Source organism: Aliivibrio sp. S2TY2 (assembly GCF_028765525.1).
GTDB lineage: Bacteria > Pseudomonadota > Gammaproteobacteria > Enterobacterales > Vibrionaceae > Aliivibrio > Aliivibrio finisterrensis_A.
Genome location: NZ_JARACS010000007.1, coordinates 148175 through 166976 on the forward strand (window position 1 = coordinate 148175; position 18802 = coordinate 166976).

17 protein-coding genes are annotated in these 18802 nt (G+C 40.1%); 9 read left to right on the forward strand and 8 right to left on the reverse strand.

From position 1 onward, the window contains the following. Position 1 precedes the first annotated feature (1 nt). The 7 genes from ftsW to lpxC all read left to right on the forward strand — a co-directional run bounded on the left by ftsW (position 2) and on the right by lpxC (position 8283). Entirely contained in the window at positions 2-1204 is a 1203-nt protein-coding gene (gene ftsW, locus PVK63_RS12680) for a cell division protein FtsW (protein WP_274440514.1), read from the forward strand. Then, positions 1188-2252, forward strand: coding sequence for an undecaprenyldiphospho-muramoylpentapeptide beta-N-acetylglucosaminyltransferase (murG, locus tag PVK63_RS12685; RefSeq protein ID WP_274440513.1), 1065 nt, complete (start codon positions 1188-1190; stop codon positions 2250-2252). The genes ftsW and murG overlap by 17 nt, the downstream gene beginning before the upstream one ends. Positions 2253-2269: 17 nt before the next feature. Then, positions 2270-3733 (forward strand): UDP-N-acetylmuramate--L-alanine ligase, encoded by a 1464-nt coding sequence (gene murC / locus PVK63_RS12690; protein ID WP_130047125.1) that lies wholly within the window; start codon positions 2270-2272, stop codon positions 3731-3733. 228 nt (positions 3734-3961) lie between these two features. Further along, the gene (locus tag PVK63_RS12695; RefSeq protein ID WP_242504741.1) at positions 3962-4702 is read left to right on the forward strand and encodes a cell division protein FtsQ/DivIB; all 741 of its coding nucleotides are present in this window, start codon (positions 3962-3964) and stop codon (positions 4700-4702) included. A gap of 14 nt (positions 4703-4716) precedes the next feature. Continuing rightward, entirely contained in the window at positions 4717-5979 is a 1263-nt protein-coding gene (gene ftsA, locus PVK63_RS12700) for a cell division protein FtsA (protein ID WP_130043975.1), read from the forward strand. A 33-nt stretch (positions 5980-6012) separates the two neighbouring features. After that, the gene (ftsZ, locus tag PVK63_RS12705) at positions 6013-7260 is read left to right on the forward strand and encodes a cell division protein FtsZ (RefSeq protein ID WP_130087763.1); all 1248 of its coding nucleotides are present in this window, start codon (positions 6013-6015) and stop codon (positions 7258-7260) included. Positions 7261-7365: 105 nt separating this feature from the next. Beyond that, positions 7366-8283 (forward strand): UDP-3-O-acyl-N-acetylglucosamine deacetylase, encoded by a 918-nt coding sequence (lpxC, locus tag PVK63_RS12710; protein WP_130043977.1) that lies wholly within the window; start codon positions 7366-7368, stop codon positions 8281-8283. Between the two features lie 109 nt (positions 8284-8392). Here lpxC and PVK63_RS12715 read toward each other — a convergent pair whose 3' ends face one another. Beyond that, positions 8393-8863: a DUF721 domain-containing protein gene (locus PVK63_RS12715; RefSeq protein ID WP_242504740.1), complete on the reverse strand. Its 471-nt coding sequence runs from the start codon at positions 8861-8863 to the stop codon at positions 8393-8395. A 333-nt stretch (positions 8864-9196) separates the two neighbouring features. Here PVK63_RS12715 and secA point away from each other — a divergent pair, with 333 nt between their 5' ends. Next, positions 9197-11920, forward strand: a complete 2724-nt coding sequence (gene secA, locus PVK63_RS12720; protein WP_130087762.1) for a preprotein translocase subunit SecA — start codon at positions 9197-9199, stop codon at positions 11918-11920. A 97-nt stretch (positions 11921-12017) separates the two neighbouring features. Continuing rightward, entirely contained in the window at positions 12018-12416 is a 399-nt protein-coding gene (gene mutT, locus PVK63_RS12725; RefSeq protein ID WP_130047121.1) for an 8-oxo-dGTP diphosphatase MutT, read from the forward strand. 65 nt (positions 12417-12481) lie between these two features. Here mutT and yacG read toward each other — a convergent pair whose 3' ends face one another. From yacG to PVK63_RS12760, 7 genes are all read right to left on the reverse strand, one after another. Beyond that, positions 12482-12691, reverse strand: a complete 210-nt coding sequence (gene yacG, locus PVK63_RS12730) for a DNA gyrase inhibitor YacG (RefSeq protein WP_130043980.1) — start codon at positions 12689-12691, stop codon at positions 12482-12484. 7 nt (positions 12692-12698) lie between these two features. Beyond that, entirely contained in the window at positions 12699-13445 is a 747-nt protein-coding gene (gene zapD, locus PVK63_RS12735) for a cell division protein ZapD (RefSeq protein WP_130087761.1), read from the reverse strand. An 8-nt stretch (positions 13446-13453) separates the two neighbouring features. Continuing rightward, a complete protein-coding gene (gene coaE / locus PVK63_RS12740) occupies positions 13454-14074 on the reverse strand; it encodes a dephospho-CoA kinase (protein WP_130047119.1) in 621 nt (206 codons plus the stop codon). Then, positions 14071-14958 (reverse strand): prepilin peptidase, encoded by an 888-nt coding sequence (locus tag PVK63_RS12745; RefSeq protein WP_130087760.1) that lies wholly within the window; start codon positions 14956-14958, stop codon positions 14071-14073. The genes coaE and PVK63_RS12745 overlap by 4 nt, the downstream gene beginning before the upstream one ends. A 104-nt stretch (positions 14959-15062) precedes the next feature. Continuing rightward, positions 15063-16301, reverse strand: a complete 1239-nt coding sequence (locus tag PVK63_RS12750) for a type II secretion system F family protein (RefSeq protein WP_130087759.1) — start codon at positions 16299-16301, stop codon at positions 15063-15065. Positions 16302-16322: 21 nt separating this feature from the next. Next, positions 16323-18011 carry a type IV-A pilus assembly ATPase PilB gene (gene pilB, locus PVK63_RS12755; protein ID WP_130087758.1) on the reverse strand — a complete coding sequence of 563 codons (1689 nt, stop codon included), beginning with the start codon at positions 18009-18011 and terminating at the stop codon, positions 16323-16325. Beyond that, positions 18011-18466 (reverse strand): pilin, encoded by a 456-nt coding sequence (locus tag PVK63_RS12760; protein WP_130087757.1) that lies wholly within the window; start codon positions 18464-18466, stop codon positions 18011-18013. The genes pilB and PVK63_RS12760 overlap by 1 nt, the downstream gene beginning before the upstream one ends. Between the last annotated feature and the right edge of the window lie 336 nt (positions 18467-18802).

The window sequence follows — 18802 nt, forward strand, 5'->3', positions numbered from 1 at the left end:
TTTGATAATTGATCGTATTAAACAATGGGCATCTCCAGTTCAAGACTGGTGTTTAACTCCATCACCTAAAGTCATGTTTGATCGTCAGTTGGTTTGGATTGCACTTGGTTTGATGCTTACTGGATTGGTAATGGTTGGTTCAGCCTCTTTTCCTATTAGTACGCGTTTAACGGATCAGCCATTTCATTTTATGATGCGACATATGTTATTTGTATGTTTAGCGCTTGGTGCCTCATCAGTAGTATTACGCATTAAACTGGATGATTGGTTGAAATACAGTATGTTGCTACTGTTTATTTCATTTGCATTATTGGCCGCTGTTTTAGTGGTGGGTAAATCTGTAAATGGTGCCGCTCGTTGGCTGCCTTTAGGCATTTTTAACTTACAACCCGCAGAGGTTGCAAAACTGTCTTTATTTGTCTTTATCTCTGGTTACTTAGTACGTCGTCACGGCGAAGTTCGCGATAGCTTTAAAGGCTTTGTAAAGCCTTTAGTTGTTCTTATCGGTCTTGCTTTCTTCTTACTATTGCAACCTGATTTAGGAACAACAATTGTAATGTTTGTTACTACCATTGGAATGTTATTTATTGCTGGAGCTAAGTTATGGCAATTTATCGCACTTGTAATGAGTGGTATTTCGTTAGTGATTGTTTTGATCATTGCAGAACCTTATCGTATGCGTCGTGTCACCTCTTTTTTAGACCCGTGGCAAGATCCATTTGGTAGTGGTTATCAGCTGACTCAATCTCTGATGGCTTTTGGGCGAGGAGGTTGGTTTGGGGAAGGTCTTGGTAACTCAATTCAGAAGCTAGAGTACTTACCAGAAGCGCATACTGACTTTGTTTTTGCGGTTATTGCAGAAGAATTAGGGTTTGTAGGTGTTACTCTTGTTTTAGTATTAATTTTTGCGTTAGTACTAAAAGCGTTAGTTATTGGACGTAAATGCTTGCAGCATGACCAGCGTTTTGGTGGATTCTTAGCTTTTGGTATTGGTATTTGGTTTGCTTTCCAGACTTTGGTAAACGTAGGTGCAGCGGCGGGTATTGTTCCAACCAAAGGGTTAACGTTGCCACTCATCAGTTATGGTGGTTCCAGTTTAATTATTATGTCGATAGCGGTGTCGCTGCTTATTCGAATTGATCATGAATGTCGGGTCTTTTTAGAAAACGAGCCTCCACGGAGCGAAAATGAAGAACAAAAATAAACGTTTATTAGTGATGGCTGGTGGGACTGGTGGGCACGTGTTTCCTGGTTTAGCCGTAGCGAAGCAACTTCAAAGTGAAGGTTGGGAAATTCGTTGGCTAGGAACAGAAGACAGAATGGAGGCGGATTTAGTACCAAAACATGGTATTGAAATCGACTTTATTAAAGTAAAAGGGTTGCGTGGGCAAGGTATAAAAAAATTGCTTGCCGCACCGTTTCAGATTTTAGGTGCAATTTCTCAAGCAAAAAAACACATTAAAGCGTGGCAGCCTGATGTTGTTCTTGGCATGGGTGGCTATGTAAGTGGACCAGGTGGTATTGCTGCATGGTTATCTGGCATTCCAGTGGTATTGCATGAACAAAATGCCGTTGCAGGGTTAACCAATCAATGGTTATCTAAAATTGCAAAACGGGTTTTTCAGGCGTTTCCAGGAGCATTCCCAAATGCTGAGGTCGTCGGAAATCCTGTACGTGAAGATGTATGCCAATTGCCTCATCCAAAAGAAAGATTTGCAGAGCGATCTGGCCCTATTCGTTTGTTAGTGATGGGGGGAAGTCAAGGTGCTCGCATTCTAAATACAACCTTACCAGAAGCGTTACCCCAGCTAAATCATGCTATTGAAATTTGGCATCAAGCAGGTAAAGGTAATCAAGAAACTGTAAATCAAGCTTATAAGGATAGCGGTATTTCAGATGCTAAAGTGACAGAGTTCATTGATGATGTAGCAGAAGCTTACGCATGGGCTGATGTATTAGTTTGTCGTTCGGGTGCATTAACGGTATCTGAAGTTTCGGCAGCTGGGGTTGGTTCTGTATTTATTCCTTTTATGCATAAAGATCGCCAACAAGCATTAAACGCAGATCATCTCGTACAGTGTGGCGCAGCGCAAATGATTGAACAACAAGATTTAACAGTTCAAGGTTTGGTTGATACACTGAACGGTTTAGAACGAAAAGAATTAGTAGAAATGGCATGTAATGCACGTAAGGCTGCGATTATTGACGCCGATGTACGTGTTGCCAATGCGATTAAAGACCTCGCAAAATAAAAGAATTGAGATTTAGAATGATAAAAGATCAGAAACTGCAATTAGCTGAAATTAGAACCATGATCCCTGAAATGCGCCGAGTTGAATGCATTCACTTTGTCGGCATTGGCGGTGCGGGCATGAGTGGTATTGCTGAAGTACTTCTAAACGAAGGCTATAACATTAGCGGTTCAGATATGGCTGAGAATACAGTTACGGTTCGTCTAGCTCAAAAAGGAGCGACGATCTTTTTTGGACATCAAGCAAGTAATGTAGAAAAAGCCAGTGTAGTGGTTGTATCTACAGCAATTGATCCAACGAACCCTGAAATTGTTGCAGCAAAAGAACATCGTATCCCTGTTATCCGTCGTGCTGAAATGTTAGCGGAACTTATGCGCTACCGTCACGGTATTGCGGTTGCAGGTACGCACGGAAAAACGACAACAACAGCATTAACCACGCAGATTTATTCAGAAGCAGGGTTAGATCCAACGTTTGTAAATGGCGGCTTGGTGAAAAATGCAGGTACAAATGCACGCTTAGGTTCTAGTCGATTCTTAATTGCAGAAGCGGATGAGAGTGACGCGTCATTCTTACACTTACAACCTATGGTAAGTATTGTTACCAATATTGAAGCTGACCACATGGATACTTATGGTGGTGACTTTGAAGTATTAAAACAAACGTTTATTGATTTTCTTCATAACTTACCATTCTATGGTCAAGCGGTAATGTGCATTGACGATAATGTGGTTAGAGAGTTATTACCGCGAGTCAGTCGTCAAGTGATTACCTATGGTTTTTCAGAAGATGCTGATGTGCGTTTAATTAATTATCGTCAAGTTGGTCAGCAGAGTTTCTTTACGGTACAGAGAAAAGATCGTACTGATTTAGATATTATTTTAAACATTCCAGGTAAGCATAATGCGCTGAATGCAACCGCAGCTATTGCCGTAGCAACAGAAGAAGAAGTAGAAGATGAAGCGATTCTATCTGCACTTTTAAACTTCGAAGGTGCAGGGCGTCGTTTTGACCAACTTGGAGAGTTCGAAACAGGTAATGGCTCGGCAATGTTAGTGGATGATTATGGTCACCATCCGACAGAAGTTGATGTAACGATTAAAGCAGCGCGTGCTGGCTGGGCTGAAAAGCGCCTTGTTATGATTTTTCAACCGCACCGTTATAGCCGAACTCGTGATTTATATGATGATTTTGCCAATGTATTGGATAATGTTGACGTATTAATCATGCTTGATGTGTATTCTGCTGGTGAAACCCCAATAGCAGGGGCAGATGGAAGATCACTGTGCCGAACCATTCGTGGTCGAGGAAAAATTGATCCTATCTTTGTACCAAATATTGATGCATTACCTCCAGTGTTGGCAAATGTGATCCAAGAAGGTGATCTCGTGCTTACTCAAGGTGCTGGAGATGTAGGTAAATTAGCAAAGCAATTAGCTTCAATGAAATTAAATATTGAAACTATGCGTGAGTTTGGATAATTATTGTTTAATTAGTTAGAACTTCTAATAAAAATACGAATAATGAGATAGAATCCTTATTGTATTAATAATATCCTATTAGAAGTTGGGATAGAGGGACTTTGAGCCCTATACTTATTAGATGAAATTTGTTTTATCGCCATTAAAGTATAATAAATTGGTTTAGTTTATTGTAGATGGCGTTATATATTGGCTCTGTTGTGAAAGAATATGATTAAGACGATCAAAATGAATACTTCATTTGATAAAGAAAAATTAAGAAAACACCTTCCTGGTGGGCTCTTTCTTTCTTTAGTCGTAATTATTTCATTATGGCTTGTTATCTCAACAGTGAGTTGGATGACAGATGAAGACAGATTGCCTTTATCTCATATGATTATTCAAGGTCAATTAAAACACATTACGGCAGATGATATTCGAGAAGCCATTGATTCAATGGATTCTATTGGGACGTTTATGACCCAAGATGTGAATAAATTGCAAGATGCATTATTGTCTTTGCCTTGGATCGCCCAAGTTTCTGTTCGTAAGCAGTGGCCTGAAACGATTAAAGTGTTCGTTGTTGAGCACCAACCTGAAGCAACTTGGAATAACAGCGTTATTGTTAATCCTGAGGGCGTTGTATTTAATGCGCCAATGAGCGATTTATTAGAGCCAAAACCCGCTTTATTTGGACCAGAAACGAGCAGTAAAGAAGTGCTTGCCTTTTGGCATCAGTTACAAAAGCAATTTGCCCCGTTAAATATTACGGTTCGCAGCGTCGCATTGACAGACAGATTGTCTTGGCAAGTTGTTTTAGATAACGGTATACGACTAGAGCTTGGTCGTGATGCCAGAGAAGAAAGAGTCAATCGTTTTGTTGCTCTATATAAGCAATTAACAAATAAAAAGAATTCGATAGATTATATAGATCTTCGTTACGATACAGGTGCTGCCGTTGGGTGGAAGCCTGATGATGTTGAAGATTAAAGAAGAGAATTGACATGAGTAAAACGCCAGAAGGCAGTATTATTGTTGGTTTAGATATCGGTACAAACAAAGTATCAGCGTTAGTTGGTGAAGTTTTACCTGATGGCCAAGTGAGCGTTATTGGCTCTGGTTCATGTCCCTCAAGAGGAATGGATAAAGGTGGTGTGAACGATCTTGAATCGGTAGTCAAATCGGTTCAAAGAGCGATTGATCAAGCCGAATTGATGGCTGAATGCACCATTACCTCCGTGTTTATTTCTTTATCTGGTAAGCATATAGCCAGCCAAATAGAGAAAGGAATGGGGTCTATTTCTGAAGAAGAAGTAACTCAAGATGACATGGACAGTGTTATTCATACAGCAAAATCAGTAAAGATTGGTGATGAACAACGCACCTTGCATGTGATACCTCAAGAGTTCTCTATTGATGTGCAAAAAGGCATTCGAAATCCTATTGGATTATCGGGAATGAGAATGGAAGTAAGTGTTCACCTTATTACTTGTCATAATGATATGGCGCGTAACATCGTAAAAGCAGTAGAGCGTTGTGGCTTGAAAGTTGAGCATGTTATATTCTCAGGATTAGCATCAAGTAATGCTGTTATTACCGAAGATGAGCGTGATCTTGGGGTTTGTGTTGTTGATATTGGTGCAGGTACGATGGATATTGCCATTTGGACTGATGGCTCATTGCGCCATGCTGAAGTACTTCCTTATGCCGGTAACGCAGTAACCAGTGATATTGCTTATGCTTTTGGTACGCCTTTTAACGATGCTGAAAAATTAAAAGTTAAATACGGTTGTGCCATTAGTGAGCACATTAATCGTGATGAAACGGTCAATGTTCCAAGTGTTGGTGGTCGACCATCAAGAAGTTTACAGCGAAGAATGCTAGCGGAAGTTATCGAACCGAGGTATTCTGAACTGCTAGGCCTTGTAAACCAGCGTATTCTTGCAATTCAAGATAAATTACGCGCTGAAGGAACAAAGCATCACCTTGCTGCTGGTATCGTATTAACTGGTGGTGGGTCGCAGATTGAAGGTTTGGTAGATTGCGCTGAGCGTGTTTTCCAGACTCAGGTTAGGATAGGTCAACCTTTAGAGGTTGCGGGCCTAACTGATTATGTAAAAGAACCTTATCAAGCAACAGCGGTAGGACTTTTACATTACGGTAAAGAAAGTCAGCTGCATGACGATGAAGATTATGTGCCAAGTAAGCACCAATCTTTCACAACCGTAATAAAGAAATTTAAAAATTGGATACTAAAAGAGTTTTAACCTGAAGCGAACAGGAAGAAACGGAGAGAACAGATGTTTGAGCCGATGATGGAAATGTCCGACGACGCAGTAATTAAAGTTGTTGGTGTAGGTGGCGGTGGCGGTAATGCTATCGAGCACATGGTACGTGAGTCAATTGAAGGGGTTGAATTCATCAGTGTAAATACTGATGCTCAAGCACTTCGCAAGACAAGTGTAAATACAGTAATTCAGATTGGTGGAGACATCACAAAAGGCTTAGGTGCTGGTGCAAACCCGCAAGTAGGTCGTGATGCTGCTCTAGAAGATCGTGAAGCACTTAAAGAAGTACTTGCTGGTGCCGATATGGTATTTATCGCAGCGGGTATGGGTGGCGGTACTGGTACTGGTGCGGCACCAATTATTGCTGAAGTAGCAAAAGAGCTAAACATTCTAACCGTTGCTGTTGTTACAAAACCATTTAGTTTTGAGGGCCGTAAACGTCTTGCTTTTGCTGAGCAAGGCATTGAAGAGCTATCAAAACACGTTGACTCGTTAATTACGATTCCAAACGAAAAGCTATTAAAAGTTTTAGGTCGTGGCATCACTTTACTAGAAGCATTTGCAAAAGCGAATGATGTTCTACGTAATGCGGTTCAGGGTATTGCTGAGCTGATTACTCGTCCTGGTATGATCAACGTCGATTTCGCCGATGTTCGCACTGTTATGTCTGAAATGGGACATGCAATGATGGGTAGTGGTATCGCAGTGGGTGAAGATCGTGCTGAACAAGCAGCGGAAGAAGCGATTTCAAGTCCATTACTTGAAGATATCGATCTTGCTGGTGCGCGTGGCGTTCTTGTAAACATCACTGCTGGTCTAGATATGCGTCTTGATGAATTTGAAACTGTTGGTAATACAGTTAAAGCATTCGCATCAGATAACGCAACGGTAGTTATTGGTACGTCTCTTGACCCTGATATGACTGATGAGATCCGTGTTACCGTTGTTGCTACAGGTATCGGCACTGAAAAAAAGCCTGAAATCACGTTAGTGACAAATAAAGCAGCAGCACCGGCTCAACCAGTGGCAACACCGGCACCAGCAGCACAACCTGTTGTTCAAACACCTGTACAGCCAAAAGCCGCAGTTGTTGAACCAACAGTAGAGAAAGCGGCACAAAATGTGCAAGCAACTAAACCTGCTGCATCATCAACGTCACCAGCAGCTGGTGTACAAAATGCGGGTGCAGCACAAGCTAAACCAGATCAAAAAGAAGATTATTTGGATATCCCTGCGTTTCTACGACGTCAAGCTGACTAATTAATCATCAAACGATTTGGTTTTATAGAAATTTGTGTGCTAAAATGTCAGACCAGTTCTTAGAATTGGTTTGAAATCAAGCATATTTATAGTTGAGATGAGCATATGATCAGACAACGTACACTGAAAAGTATCGTACAAATGACAGGCGTGGGTTTACACTCAGGCCGTAAAGTTACGCTTACTCTTCGTCCAGCAGCTGCAAATACAGGTGTTATTTATCGTCGTACAGACCTTAATCCACCAGTAGATTTCCCTGCGGACCCAGAGTCAGTACGCGATACTATGTTATGTACAGCGTTAGTTAATGATGAAGGCGTAAGAATCTCAACGGTTGAGCACTTAAATGCTGCACTAGCAGGCATGGGCATTGATAACGTTGTTATTGAAGTTGATGCTCCTGAAATTCCTATTATGGATGGCAGCGCAAGTCCTTTTGTTTATCTTTTACAATCTGCGGGTATTGAAGAACTTAATACAGCGAAGAAATTCATTCGTATTAAGAAACCTGTTCGCATTGAAGATGGTGATAAGTGGGCGGAAATTCGTCCATATAACGGCTTCCGTTTAGATTTCACTATTGACTTCAATCACCCTGCGATTGATTCTGATGATCAAAAATTAGTGTTTGATTTTTCAAGCCAATCGTTCATCAAAGATATCTCTCGAGCTCGAACTTTCGGGTTTATGCGTGATATTGAGTACTTACAATCACAAAACCTATGTTTAGGTGGTAGTTTTGATTGTGCAATCGTACTAGATGATTACCGTATTCTAAATGAAGACGGGTTACGTTTTGATAATGAATTTGTAACGCATAAAGTTCTAGATGCTGTAGGCGACCTATATATGTGTGGTCATAGTATCTTGGGTGAATTAAGCGCTTATAAATCAGGTCATGCTCTGAATAATCAGTTACTTCGTGCTGTTCTTGCAGATCAAGAAGCATGGGAGTGGACAACCATTGAAGATGAGCAAGAGTCACCTGTTGCATTTATGCAGCCAGGAATGGTACTTGCCTAGACCATCATCAAATTAAAAAAGCCAAGCAGTTTGCTTGGCTTTTTTATATCTAATATATTCTTACTTCTTACTTCTTACTTCTTACTTCTTACTTCTTACTTCTTACTTCTTACTTCTTATTCGCTAATGCAGCTAGGCTTTCTAAGCGTTTTTTTAATTTAGGAGAGGCAGTTTCTGCGACCATTTCTAATGCGCTTGCCGCCGCTGCAGATAGCTCGCGTTTTGCTTGTTTCTCTGATTTATAAACGGCCGGTTTTTCACCGACAAAAGATCGAGCGAGATCAGGGTTGATCTTTACTTCTAAGTTAGAAAGCCCTGGTAAACCATGTTTTCGAAAAGCCGATAAAATAGAGATTCTTTCATAATTAATCCGAGTTGCCCAAACGCTGCTCGATACCTCGATCACTAAAGATCCTTGGCGATAATTTGCCACACGGCAATGATCTTCACACCCTTTAGGTAGCGCATCTTTTAGTACATGCGACAGCTTAGATAAAATAATCGCTTTTTCTTGCAGATCTTTAAAGCGGGTATTATTAAAAAAATCATTTGCAGGTTGGGGTCTGTGGTCTCGCATCATCAGGAATTCTCACAACAAGGGCGTTATTTAATAGGGTTTTATCAAAGAAAAAGTCATAAATGCCAATTAGATCTGAATTTTTCAGAATTGAAATCAAACTCTACGGATTTAACTTAGGATTGCTTAACGATATCGCTTATACTTTGTTAATTATTACTTATGATGACTAGCAACACAAGAATCAGAGTAGGCCTTGAAAAATCAAGGGCTGATCCCCATAAGATAAGTATATAAAGAAGTATTTTTCTTAGAGTACATTCTCTAGGCGATTGATTCACATTTCAGAATAAACCGATCAGTAATGATCAAGAGATAAAGAGAAGCAACGGAATCATGTTTTCTAAAATTCTAACAAAAGTTATCGGTAGCCGTAATGATCGAACATTACGCAAACTACGTAAAATCGTAGATCAAATTAATAAGCTTGAGCCGCAATTCGAATCATTACAAGACGAAGAATTGAAAGCGAAAACAATCGAGTTCCGTGCACGTCTAGAACAAGGCGAAGAATTAGACAATTTACTACCAGAAGCATTTGCAACGGTTCGTGAAGCATCAAAACGTTTGTATGGCATGCGCCATTTTGATGTTCAAATGATTGGTGGCATGGTGCTAAACAATAGCCAAATCGCAGAGATGCGTACTGGTGAAGGTAAAACATTAACAGCAACACTACCATGTTATTTGAACGCACTGACAGGAAAAGGTGTTCATGTTGTTACTGTAAATGATTATCTTGCAAAGCGTGATGCTGAAACAAACCGTGAACTTTTTGAATTCTTAGGAATGACGGTTGGTGTTAACGTACCAAACATGGCTCCACCTGAGAAAAAGCAAGCGTATTTATGTGATATTTTATATGGTACAAATAACGAGTTTGGTTTCGATTATCTACGTGACAATATGGCTTTCCGTGCGGAAGACCGTGTTCAACGTGAGCGCTATTTTGCAGTAGTCGATGAAGTGGATTCAATCTTAATCGATGAAGCTCGTACTCCTCTTATCATTTCAGGTCCTGCTGAAGATAGCTCTGAATTATATACACGAATCAACACCCTAATTCCTCAACTTGTAAAACAAGATGAAGAAGATAGCGAAGAATATCGTGGTGAAGGCCACTACACGCTAGATGAAAAGGGAAAACAAACGCACCTAACAGAAAATGGTCAAGAATTTGTTGAGCAACTTCTAAAAGATGCAGGCTTGATGGAGCAAGAAGATACTCTGTACTCTCCAGCAAACATTAGCCTACTTCATCATATTAATGCCGCTTTACGCGCGCATGTGTTATTTGAAAAAGACGTTGATTACATCGTAAAAGACGATGAAGTTATCATTGTAGATGAACATACTGGCCGTACAATGCCGGGTCGTCGTTGGTCTGAAGGTTTACACCAAGCTGTTGAAGCAAAAGAAGGGGTGAAAATTCAGAACGAAAACCAAACATTGGCTTCTATTACGTTCCAAAACTTCTTCCGTCTGTACGATAAACTGTCAGGCATGACAGGTACTGCTGATACCGAAGCATTTGAATTCCAATCTATTTACGGCCTAGATACGGTAGTTATACCAACAAACCGTCCGATGGCACGTAATGATATGGGTGATTTGGTCTACATGACTGAAGCCGAGAAATTTGCTGCAATCATTGAAGATATCAAAGGTTGTTCTGAGCGTGGTCAACCTGTACTTGTTGGTACCGTTTCAATCGAGAAATCAGAACTGCTTTCAAATGCACTGAAAAAAGCAAAAATTAAGCATAATGTACTTAATGCTAAATTCCATGAAAAAGAAGCAGACATCGTTGCAAATGCAGGTACATCAAGTGCGGTAACTATTGCAACTAACATGGCTGGTCGTGGTACAGATATTGTTTTAGGTGGTAGCTGGCAGGCAGAGGTTGCAAAACTGTCAGATCCAACAGAAGAGCAAATCAAAGCATTAAAGGCTACATGGAAAGAAGCGCATGACGCTGTTCTTGCTGCTGGCGGTCTTCATATTATTGGTACAGAGCGTCATGAATCTCGCCGTATTGATAACCAATTACGTGGTCGTGCTGGTCGTCAAGGTGATGCGGGTTCTTCACGTTTTTATCTATCAATGGAAGATGCTTTAATGCGTATCTTTGCATCGGATCGCGTATCTAGCATGATGAAAAAGCTAGGTATGGAAGAAGGTGAAGCGATTGAACATCCATGGGTAACAAAAGCAATTGAGAACGCGCAGCGTAAAGTTGAAGGCCGTAACTTCGACATTCGTAAGCAATTACTTGAATACGATGATGTTGCTAACGATCAACGTAAAGTCGTTTACGAACTGCGTGATGAGTTAATGAACGTTGATGATATCAGTGAAATGATCGGTTATAACCGTCAAGAAGTTCTTGAAGGGTTATTTGGTCAATATATTCCACCTCAATCTCTTGAAGAAATGTGGGACGTAGAAGGTCTAACGACTCGTCTACGTGCTGATTTTGATTTAGATCTTCCATTGCAAGAGTGGTTGGATAGCGATGATAAACTTCACGAAGATAACTTACGTGAGAAGATCATTGAAGCTTCAATTCAAGTTTACAAAGAGAAAGAAGAGTCAGTAGGCGAATCGGTTCTGCGTAACTTTGAAAAAGCAGTTATGCTACAAACACTTGATGGGTTATGGAAAGAGCACTTAGCTGCGATGGATCATCTACGCCAAGGTATTCATTTACGTGGTTACGCTCAGAAAAACCCGAAACAAGAGTACAAGCGTGAGTCGTTTGAGTTGTTTGAAGGCCTGCTAGATACGTTAAAATATGATGTTGTCTCTATTTTAAGTAAAGTACGCGTGCAGCAACAAGAAGATGTAGAGCGTATGGAAGAGCAGCGTCGCCAACAAGCAGAAGCAGCAGCTCGTCGCCAGCAACTTCAACACCAGAATGCTGAAAACCAATTAGATGATGGTGAATCGTCAGATGAAAACCACACACCAGTAGTTCGAGATGAGCGCAAAGTGGGTCGAAATGAACCTTGCCCATGCGGCTCTGGTAAGAAATACAAACAATGTCACGGTAAGATCTAGCTAATACTTACTGTTATTGATATTAATTGAAAAATAAAAGCCGCTATCATTTAGCGGCTTTTTTATAAGCGTGATATAGAGATAGGAAAGGCTATACATGAAGCGATTACATATAGTTGCAGCAATCATTTTAAATGCAGAAAAGAACCAAGTCTTTATTACTAAACGCCCAGATAAAGCGCATAAAGGAGGCTTTTGGGAGTTTCCTGGTGGTAAGGTTGAAGTTGGTGAAAGTGCAGAGCAGGCGCTTATTAGAGAGTTGTATGAAGAGATTGGTATTAACTCAACAGAACTCGATTTATTTGAATCGCTAAATCACGATTACCCTGATAAATCACTCTACTTTGATTTTTTCACTGTGACCCAGTTTGAGGATCTGCCTTATGGAAAAGAAGGGCAAGAAGGGTTATGGGTATCAATTTCAGAGCTTAAAGGCTATGATTTTCCTGAAGCGAATGTACCCGTATTAAATAAAGTCATTGAGCTGTTTAGTTAATCATAAGCCATATCGTTTAAGTCGATATAAAAAAAGCGATCCGGATGATCGCTTTTTTATTGGAATTAGTATTGGTCTTCAGACCAACCATCAGAATCTGACATGTCTGGAGCGCCAGGAATCGATTTTTCTTCATCAGCCCATTCACCAAAATCAATCATTTGGCATTTTTTGCTACAGAAAGGACGAAATTGACTTTCTTCGTTCCAAGTAACAGCAGCTTGGCATGTTGGGCATTTAACAATAGTTGGTTGAATGTTGTTTGATTCTGACATGGGTTCCTCAACAGACAGCAAGCGTAAACTCAATGTCTTTTTCGCAATTCTTATTGGTTTCAAAAGACATAAATCGTAACGCAAAACGGCTCTTATGCCCAGAAATCATTGGATAAACCCCTTGCTCAATAGGTATTTCTAAGCGCAGTAAGTTTGCATTTTCCATCTCACTTTGCATAAAGCCATTACGTGCAATTTGTGGCTCGAAACGTGCGGTTTCTCGTGTTAATCGTAGCCATAATGACAACGCATCAGAGAGAGAAAGTAATTGAGACATCCAGTTATGTGTATTTCGGCAACGAACTTCTAAAGGAAGGTGTAACCAATGGTGAAGTGCAGGTAAATCAAAGCAGCAATCGCCACCTGGAATAAAAAATCGTTGTTTTAATGCAGATAGAAAGCGATCTTCTTTTAAAGAGTGGCCAGGTCGAGTTGTTTGCATTAGGTTATAATGAACCTGACTAATTTGCTCTAAAACAGAAAGTAACGCTGATTGGTCAACACCTTCGATATCCATCCAAGCGCGATATTGCAGACGAAGTTTTTCTAAATCTTTACCCAGTTCGGCTTTGACTTGCACCTGCTCTAAAATATCAAGCATATTAAAAAGAGAACTAAAGAAAACTTGATACTCAAATGGCTGAGTTAGATCAGCAGAATGCCCAAGTTTACGAAATAGAGATTCAATTCGTAAATAAATTCGAGTCCTTTCATTTAAAGGGTGTTCAAACCTTTGCATAGCTGATCCATTCATAGTTGTTATTAATGTTCTTTATTTATAGATGTTTGAGACAATAACAGATATTTATTATGTAGCAGAGCTATTTCACTGTCTAAATCGTAAATAGTGTGATCATTCTTGATTACATCATCAGCAATGGCTAATCGCTCTTCTCGTGAGGCCTGTGAAGCAAGAACCGCTTTAATTTGTTCTATATTTACTTTATCACGATTTGCCGTTCGATTAATTTGAGTTTGCTCCAAAACATCAACAACAAGCACGCGATTTGCTAAATATTGCAATTGATTTTCAACCAATAGCGGAACAACCAATAAGGTGTAGCAGGAGGTTGATAATGAAAGCTGATGCTGCATTTGCTCTCTTATCAGTGGATGAAGTAAATTATTCAGCCATTCTTTCTCGGTTGGATTTGAAAAAATACGCTGTCTTAGCTCTGCTCGATTTAACTGTCCGTTTGGTAATAAAATGGACGGCCCAAAATGCTCTGTAATCGACATTAAGCCTTTGGTATTTGGTTCTACGACTTCACGAGCAATGATATCGGCATCAACAATAGAAATCCCGTGATTGTTTTGAAAAGTATTGGCGACCGTGGTTTTCCCACTGCCAATTCCGCCGGTAATAGCAACGACATAACTCATAATGGAAAGCCTAAGATTGTAGTGAAATACCATTGTCCAATTTGTTGTCCCCACAGTAAGCAAATCCAACCAGCAATGGCTAAGTAAGGGCCGAATGGGATGGCTTTATCTAGCCCTTTCTTCTGAGCACTTAACATTGCAATACCAATGATCGCACCGACAACAGAAGAAAGTAAAACAACTAAAGGCAATTGCTGCCAACCGAGCCAAGCACCAAGTGCAGCGAGTAATTTAAAGTCCCCATATCCCATGCCTTCCTTGCCAGTAAGTAATTTAAAGCCCCAATAAATTGACCATAAAATAAGGTAGCCAGCCATCGCACCAATGACTGCATCGGTTAAACTTACCGGACTCCAACCCACTAAGGCTAAATAAAGACCTGACCATAATAAAGGTAAAGTGATTTGATCCGGCAGTAGCATGGTGTCTATATCGATAAATGTTAGGGCGATAAGCACCAAGGTAAATATAACCGCGGCAATGGCAAAGTAAGAAAAAGGAAATAGATAAGAAACCGTAAAGCACATGGCTCCTGAGAGTAATTCAATTGCAGGATAGCGAAAACTGATCGGATTACTGCATTGACGGCACTTACCCCTTAATAATAACCAGCTAATGACAGGGATGTTGTCATAAAATTTAATTTGAGTATTGCATTTTGGGCAACGAGAACGAGGAACACTTAAGTTAAATGTTTCTTCCGTTTTCTCTGGCTTATTCTTTGACGTTAAGTCCGGAAAGCAATCAATACACTCTTTTTTCCACTCTCTCTCCATCATAATAGGGAGGCGATAAATCACCACATTGAGAAAGCTACCAACCAATAAACCAAATAGAGTAGCAAAGAGAGGAAAAAGCCAAGGGTAGTAATCAAAAACAGCCATGAAAGGACGTCCAAAATGAGATTAAGTATATAGGGCTGATGGTATCAGAATTCCCAAAAATGAAGTAGTGAAGAGTCTTTATTTACGGTTCTACTCTTTATTTTTTAACCAATCACACTCATTAGATTAAAGATAGGCAAGTACATTGATACAACTAAACCACCGATCATTATCCCTAAGAAGAGAATAATAAAGGGCTCAAGAATTTTTCCTAAATTATCAACGGTATTATCAACATCATCTTCATATACAAATGCTACTTTGTTCAACATATCGTCTAATTTTCCCGATTCTTCACCAATCATGACCATTTGCAATACCATTTCAGGAAAGGCTTGGGTGTGGCGCATGGCTAAATAGAGGGGCATTCCTGCCGCGGTATTCTGCTGTACTGATTGTATGGCTTCTTGATAATAAAGGTTTCCAGCGGTTTTACTGGTGGTTTGTAAGCTATGCAAAATAGGCAATCCTGAACTAAAACTGGTGGCTAATGTTCGACTAAATTTAGCGATAGCGGCTTTAGACAGTACCGGACCGATGATCGGGATCTGCAAACAATGTCGATTGATAAACCGACGAAAGGCATAAGATTTTTTGCTTAATAAACGCAGTGAGGCTGTCAGTAATAGTAAGGTTAAGATAATCCAAAAACCATAATTTTGCAGAAAATGAGAAGCATTGACAACTTGCTGGGTAAACCAAGGCAGTGCGGCGCCAAACCCTTTAAAAATGGCCTCAAATTCTGGAATAACAAACACCAGCATTAAAACGGTAACCGCAATCGCGATAGAAAAAACCATGGTCGGGTATATCATCGCTTTGACGACTTTTGCTCGTAATGCTTCACTCTTTTCTCGGTATTCCGCTAAACGAGAAAAGGCGTGCGATAAACTGCCTGTCTCTTCTCCTGTCGCGACTAAATCAATATAAAAAGAATCAAAATGAGAGCAACTGGTAGCGAGTGCTTTTGAAAGTTGAGTTCCCGCCTCTATTGATAAACAGACTTGATTGAGTATGGATTTCATTTCAGCTTTAATATTGTTTTCAGCGATGAGTTGCAATGATTGAACGATAGGAACACCCGCACTAAGCATTGTCGCTAACTGGCGAGTGAAAAGGGTGATGTCTTTTCGTTTAACGGTGTGTTTCATTTTTTCTAAGCTAGAAATTCTGCGCTTTTTAATTTTCTTTATTTGAATGCTTTGCTCATTGAGCTTTGCCCTGACTTCTATTTCGGTAAGGGCAAGTAATTTCCCTGATACTTTTTTCCCCGTGTTATTGATGCCACGCCATTGGAAATTATGTAGGGTCTGCGTTTTTATTTTTGTTTTTTGTTTTAGCATGAGAAATGACTTACTTAAGAATTAAAAGTAAAGAACACGAGTAAGCTCTTGTAAGCTTGTCGTGCCATCTTCAAGACGTTTTATGCCTGAGGTTGCAAGATTATCCATGCCTTGGTTAACCGCGATTTGTTCTATTTGTCTTACCGTTGCTCCTTTAAGGATCGCAATAGACAGTTCTCGAGTGAAAGGCATAACTTCATAAATACCAATACGGCCTGAGTACCCATGAGTACATTCATTACAGCCCTCAAGCCGAGCTTTAAAAACAGTACTTAATAAATCGATTCCATACTCTTCTCTTGTTTCTGAGCTGAGGTTGTCAATCTCTTTACAGTGAGGGCAAAGTCTTCTTGCTAAGCGTTGGGCGATAATTAAGCTAAGAGAAGAGGCAAGGTTGAAGTTCTCTATTCCCATATTGCCTAAGCGAACGACGGTTTCTGCTGCGGAATTAGTGTGTAAGGTAGACAGCACTAAGTGTCCTGTTTGGGCTGCTTTTACTGCGATTTCTGCTGTTTCAAGATCTCTAATTTCCCCTACCATGACGATGTCTGGATCTTGTCGTAAAAAAGAGCGTAAGGCATGGGCAAAAGTAAAACCGATTTTAGGTGCGACTTGTACTTGGTTTACCCCATTAAGATTAATCTCAACCGGATCTTCAGCGGTGGATATGTTTTTTTCGGTGGTATTTAAAATGTTTAAACCAGAGTAGAGAGAGACGGTTTTGCCGCTGCCTGTAGGACCAGTCATTAATATCATCCCTTGGGGGCGTTTTAATGCGTTAAGATAAAGCTCTTTTTGTTTGTCGCTGTAGCCTAATTTATCAATATCTAAACTTGCTGCGCTGCTATCTAGCAGACGTAAAACAATTTTTTCTCCCCATAGCGTGGGAAGTGAAGAGACACGCATATCGATGGATATGTCATTATTCAATTTGAGCTTTATACGACCATCTTGTGGTAAGCGGCGCTCTGCAATATCAAGTTTAGCCATGATCTTTAAGCGAGCAGAAAGACGGCGACTTAAATGTGAAGAGGGTGAGCTGTTCTCTACTAAGATCCCATCGCAACGAAAACGCACACGGTAGCTTTCTTCGTAGGGCTCAAAATGAATATCTGAAACCCCTTTTCGGACCGCTTCTAATAAAATTTGGTTAATAAAACGAGTGACAGGGGCATCGTCTTGGCTGAGATCTTCTGTGGCGCTTATCTCATCAAGTGACACATCAACCAGTGAAGCTAGCTCATCTTGAGTTATCTCTTTATGTTGGCTATTGCTTGCAGATAATCCAACGCCGTAGACACGACGAATAGCAGCTTGGATCTGCCCTTGTTCGGCAAGCATTAATTCAATTTGCTTTCCGCTGGTAAAGCGAAAATCATCTTCTATTTGCGCAATACTAGGATCGGCAACAGCAAGACGAATGGTGCAATTGTCATAACTGACAGGAAGGGCTTGGTAACGAGTAATGAGATCGCGAAGCCCCAGTTTTTGACAAGTGGCAGCGTAATCAAATTGGGTCACATTGATCACCTCAAGCCCAAAGATTTGAGCAAGGTGACTGACCAGTTCATCAGGAGTAAAGATCCCCTGAGCTAAAAGAGCAGAAGGCACGGTGTACGTTTCTGCTTTAACTGACTCTATGATGCTGCTTTCTTGCGTCGCGCTGATTAACTCAGCTTGACGCAAGATAGAGGCAAGGTTGGTGTGCATTATGGTAAGATGTTTCCATTAATACAGCCTTTCGGAAATGTTGCTGATGCAGAAGAAACAATATCCGTTACACATTTCCAAGAACCTGTATCATTTCTAGATATTGCTAACTTTTGAGAACTGTTTTGAGTTTCTGAACCCAAAGTTATGATTATTTGTCCGGCAGAGCTTGTAGCGCCTGTTTCAGTGCTTAAAACACCAAGAATTGTTGTTGATGCTCCTAATTTGGAAGCCATATCACCAGTAGCAACTGTAGGGAACTGACCATTGGTTGCAATGCTATCTTCTACATTTACTTTTAAAGCGGTTATTGTTGCTAGAGCTGCCCCTAATTCAGATTTTTTAACGTAATTTTGATATTGCGGAACAGCAATTGCTGACAACACCCCAATTACAGCAACTACAATCATTAATTCAATTAGGGTAAAGCCTTTCTGTCCTTGACGCTTTTTCATATTTCTCTCCAAGATGAATCAGGGATGATTCATGTTTTATTTAATGGGTAAAATAGTAAAACGAATAGAGATATATGATAGAAAGAAAAGAGAGGCTTTCGAGTGAGTAACAAGTTTGTAATGTGATGAATGTAAACGTAAAAAATCAAATACGATTCACTTCAAAAAGTTATAAATTAAACCTTGCTTCCGATCGCAAGTCTTAATTTAAATACATTTATTCAACTTGTTGGGTGAGTTGTTAATTATGTGAATAATATCAAAGATATAAGAGGGGGATTGTGTAATAAAAAAAAGCCAGCAAGTTGCTGACTTTTTGTTTATTGATAATACGAC

Excerpts from the sequence above, each read along its gene's own strand:
- murG (WP_274440513.1), top strand. The coding sequence starts at position 1,188 with ATGAAGAACAAAAATAAACGTTTATTAGTGATGGCTGGTGGGACTGGT.
- murC (WP_130047125.1), top strand. The coding sequence starts at position 2,270 with ATGATAAAAGATCAGAAACTGCAATTAGCTGAAATTAGAACCATGATC.
- PVK63_RS12695 (WP_242504741.1), top strand. The coding sequence starts at position 3,962 with ATGAATACTTCATTTGATAAAGAAAAATTAAGAAAACACCTTCCTGGT.
- ftsA (WP_130043975.1), top strand. The coding sequence starts at position 4,717 with ATGAGTAAAACGCCAGAAGGCAGTATTATTGTTGGTTTAGATATCGGT.
- ftsZ (WP_130087763.1), top strand. The coding sequence starts at position 6,013 with ATGTTTGAGCCGATGATGGAAATGTCCGACGACGCAGTAATTAAAGTT.
- lpxC (WP_130043977.1), top strand. The coding sequence starts at position 7,366 with ATGATCAGACAACGTACACTGAAAAGTATCGTACAAATGACAGGCGTG.
- PVK63_RS12715 (WP_242504740.1), bottom strand. The coding sequence starts at position 8,863 with ATGATGCGAGACCACAGACCCCAACCTGCAAATGATTTTTTTAATAAT.
- secA (WP_130087762.1), top strand. The coding sequence starts at position 9,197 with ATGTTTTCTAAAATTCTAACAAAAGTTATCGGTAGCCGTAATGATCGA.
- mutT (WP_130047121.1), top strand. The coding sequence starts at position 12,018 with ATGAAGCGATTACATATAGTTGCAGCAATCATTTTAAATGCAGAAAAG.
- yacG (WP_130043980.1), bottom strand. The coding sequence starts at position 12,691 with ATGTCAGAATCAAACAACATTCAACCAACTATTGTTAAATGCCCAACA.
- zapD (WP_130087761.1), bottom strand. The coding sequence starts at position 13,445 with ATGAATGGATCAGCTATGCAAAGGTTTGAACACCCTTTAAATGAAAGG.
- coaE (WP_130047119.1), bottom strand. The coding sequence starts at position 14,074 with ATGAGTTATGTCGTTGCTATTACCGGCGGAATTGGCAGTGGGAAAACC.
- PVK63_RS12745 (WP_130087760.1), bottom strand. The coding sequence starts at position 14,958 with ATGGCTGTTTTTGATTACTACCCTTGGCTTTTTCCTCTCTTTGCTACT.
- PVK63_RS12750 (WP_130087759.1), bottom strand. The coding sequence starts at position 16,301 with ATGCTAAAACAAAAAACAAAAATAAAAACGCAGACCCTACATAATTTC.
- pilB (WP_130087758.1), bottom strand. The coding sequence starts at position 18,011 with ATGCACACCAACCTTGCCTCTATCTTGCGTCAAGCTGAGTTAATCAGC.
- PVK63_RS12760 (WP_130087757.1), bottom strand. The coding sequence starts at position 18,466 with ATGAAAAAGCGTCAAGGACAGAAAGGCTTTACCCTAATTGAATTAATG.